The organism is Sphingomonas sp. 179-A 2A2 NHS (assembly GCF_045371305.1).
Classification (GTDB): domain Bacteria; phylum Pseudomonadota; class Alphaproteobacteria; order Sphingomonadales; family Sphingomonadaceae; genus Sphingomonas.
Map to the genome: position 1 here is coordinate 1 of NZ_JBIQDE010000030.1, position 2,481 is coordinate 2,481.

Annotated in this window: 3 protein-coding genes; all 3 read left to right on the plus strand. The window is 68.7% G+C overall.

Going from position 1 to position 2,481, the window contains the following annotated elements:
- The first annotated feature begins 77 nt into the window (after positions 1-77).
- Genes tnpA through tnpC form a run of 3 tightly spaced genes read left to right on the plus strand, consistent with a single transcriptional unit; the run spans position 78 to position 2,456 of the window.
- Entirely contained in the window at positions 78-497 is a 420-nt protein-coding gene (gene tnpA / locus ACH0AE_RS17780) for an IS66-like element accessory protein TnpA (protein ID WP_046406666.1), read from the plus strand.
- The gene (gene tnpB / locus ACH0AE_RS17785) at positions 494-841 is read left to right on the plus strand and encodes an IS66 family insertion sequence element accessory protein TnpB (protein WP_025292355.1); all 348 of its coding nucleotides are present in this window, start codon (positions 494-496) and stop codon (positions 839-841) included. Before tnpA ends, tnpB begins: the two co-directional genes overlap by 4 nt.
- A 55-nt stretch (positions 842-896) precedes the next feature.
- Positions 897-2,456: an IS66 family transposase gene (gene tnpC / locus ACH0AE_RS17790; protein WP_063687080.1), complete on the plus strand. Its 1,560-nt coding sequence runs from the start codon at positions 897-899 to the stop codon at positions 2,454-2,456.
- Positions 2,457-2,481 lie beyond the last annotated feature (25 nt).

Here is a 2,481-nt window from a genome sequence, read left to right on the forward strand (position 1 = left end):
GTAAGCGTGGCCTGAGGGCCGCCTTGCTCGTTTGGCCGTAGCCGGGATGCTTATCGTCTTTGACGAGGGCGCGGGCGGTGCGGGAAGTTTTCGGTTCTGAGACTGGTCGTACGAGCGCTCGTACGACTGGTCGTGTGGAGGTGGTCGGCCGGGTATCGGGCCGACGGAGCTGGTCGGACGCGGAGAAGCTGGAGATCCTGGCCGAGGCGTTCCGGCCGGGCGTGCGGGTCCGTGATGTCATCGCCCGGCGCGAGGTGTCGAGCAGCCTGATCTATACGTGGCGCAAGCAGGCGCGGCTGGGCAAGCTGGGCGGGGTCGCGCCTGCGCTGCCGGCATTCGCCGAGGTGCGCGTGGCCGATGTCGCCGCACCTGCGCCGCAGCCGGCGACATCCACGTCTGGCCTCATCTGCATCGAATTTCCGGGTGGCGTCCGAGTGAGCGTGGACGGGTCGGTGGACGCCGGCGCGCTGGCGCGAGTGTTGTCGGTGCTGCGTTGAGCCCCACGCCGTTGCCGACGCGGGTGTTCCTGGCGTGTGGCGTCACCGACATGCGCAAAGGGTTCGATGGCCTGGCGGTACTGGTGCAGCAGGTGCTGGCCCAGAACCCGCACTCGGGCGCGTTGTTCGCGTTCCGGGGCAAGCGGGGTCATCTGGTCAAGCTGCTGTGGTTCGATGGGCAAGGCCTGTGCCTGTTCTCCAAGCGGCTCGACCGGGGTCGGTTCGTCTGGCCGGTGACCGCGACGGGCACGGTGACGCTGACGCCGGCACAATTGTCGATGCTGCTGGAGGGCATCGACTGGCGTCGCCCAGAGCGGACGTTCACGCCGACGCTGGCGGGGTGAAAACGGCGGTTTTGCGACGCTTTTTCTCGCCCGTCGATGCGTGATCTGTTATGAAATGCGGGTGCTGGAAGCGCCTGTTTCCCCTGCTGATGCCACCGCGCGGATCGCCGCGCTGGAGGCATCGCTCGCCCGGGCGAATGCCGCGCTCGCCGCCCGCGATCTGCTCATCGACACGTTGCGCGGGCAGATCGCCCGACTGCGGCGGATGCAGTTCGGTGCCTCCTCCGAGAAGTTGGGCCGCGAGATCGAACAGCTCGAGCTGGCGCTGGAAGAGCTGGAAACGGAGCGGGATGTTTCCGAAGTCGAGACTGCGGCGCCTGGAGTAGCGCCGCGCCTGGCACCGGTCCGCAGTCTGCCGGAGCATCTGCCGCGCGAGGAGGTCGTCCACGAGCCGGCGTCCGGTATCTGCACCTGCCCGGACTGCGGTGGTGCGCTGCGCCGGCTGGGCGTGGACGCGCACGAGATGCTCGACATCGTGCCGGTGCGCTGGCGGGTCGTGCGCGACGTCCGCCCCAAATACAGCTGCCGGTCTTGCGAGAAGATCGTCCAGGCACCCGCGCCGGTCAGCGCTGTGGCGCGGGGCAAGGCGACCTTCGCGACGCTGGCGCACGTCGTCGTCTCCAAGTTCGACCACCATCTGCCGTTGTACCGCCAGGCCGAGATGATGGCCGCGCAGGGGCTCGAGATCGACCGCTCGACGCTCGCGGGCTGGGCCGGGCAAGCTGCAGCACTGCTCGACCCGGTGGTCAGCCGTATCCGTGACGAGGTGCTCAAGACCGACAAGATCCACGCCGACGACACGCCGGTGTCGGTGCTCGACCCCGGCCGTGGCAAGACCGCGACCGGGCGGCTGTGGGTGTACGCCGCCGACGACCAGGCGTCCGGCAGCACGACACCGCCCGCAACATGGTATCGCTTCACGCCCGACCGCACCGCGGCGCACCCGCAGGCGCATCTCGCCGGCTTTCGCGGCTTTCTCCAGGCCGATGCCTATGCGGGCTATGACGCCCTGTACCGCGGTGGCGTCACAGAGGTGGCATGCTGGGCACACTTCCGGCGCAAGGTGTTCGACCTGCACGAGCGCCTCTCCACGCCGCTGACCACCGATATCCTGGAGCGCATCGGCGCGCTCTATGCCGTCGAGGCGGAGGTGCGTGGTCAGCCGCCGGATGTACGCCGTCGAGCGCGACAGGAACGAAGCCAGTCGCTGGTCGACGCCTTGCGCGAGGTGCTCGACGCTGCCCTTCGCCGCCTGTCGCCCAAGTCCGACATGGCCAAAGCCATCGCCTATGGCACCAAACGCTGGCCAGCGCTGTGCCGCTTCCTGGGTGACGGGCGTCTGGAGATCGACAACAACATCGCGGAGCGGGCCCTGCGCGGCGTCGCCGTGGGAAGGCGCAACTGGCTGTTCGCGGGTTCGCGCGCAGGCGGCGAGCGAGCCGCCGCCATCTACACCGTCATCCAGACCTGCAAGGCCAACGGCGTCGACCCGCAGGCCTATATCGCCGATGTCATCGCCAGGGTCGCCGGCGACTGGCCCGCCACCCGCTGGGACGAGCTGATGCCGTGGAACTGGGTGCCCCAGACAGATCAGCCAACAGCCCAAGCCGCATAAACTGCGGTCCTCACGCCACGCTTAC

Excerpts from the sequence above, each read along its gene's own strand:
- tnpC (WP_063687080.1), top strand. The coding sequence starts at position 897 with ATGCGGGTGCTGGAAGCGCCTGTTTCCCCTGCTGATGCCACCGCGCGG.